The organism is Pseudarthrobacter phenanthrenivorans, assembly GCF_000813845.1.
GTDB lineage: Bacteria > Actinomycetota > Actinomycetes > Actinomycetales > Micrococcaceae > Arthrobacter > Arthrobacter phenanthrenivorans_B.
This window is the reverse complement of sequence record NZ_JWTB01000054.1, coordinates 1-266: the sequence shown is the minus strand read 5'-3', so window position 1 is coordinate 266 and position 266 is coordinate 1. Positions and strand designations below refer to the sequence as shown.

General features: G+C 56.8%; 1 protein-coding gene. It reads right to left on the bottom strand.

Annotated features, from left to right (window positions below; translation table 11 throughout):
- A partial coding sequence (locus RM50_RS20995; RefSeq protein WP_205622311.1) for a hypothetical protein occupies positions 1–188 on the bottom strand: 188 nt, incomplete at its 3' end.
- Positions 189–266 lie beyond the last annotated feature (78 nt).

Here is a 266-nt window from a genome sequence, read left to right as displayed (position 1 = left end):
ACACCCGGCACCACCCAAACCCTTGGTTCAGGATCGCTCCGGAGCAACTTTTCAAACTTACCCGATCCCCCACCCCGAAGCAAATCCATCATCACAGGATTTCCATCGAACAGAAGACCGCCCCACACCGATTCCCAGCGCCCTAAAGAGCAACCAGAACCTGGCTTCGAATTGGGGGTTTTGGCCACCCGGTAAACAGTTCTTCACTGTCTCCCCCGCGGCGACTCAGAAAACAATACACGCACACCCGGCCCATCGCAAACCGG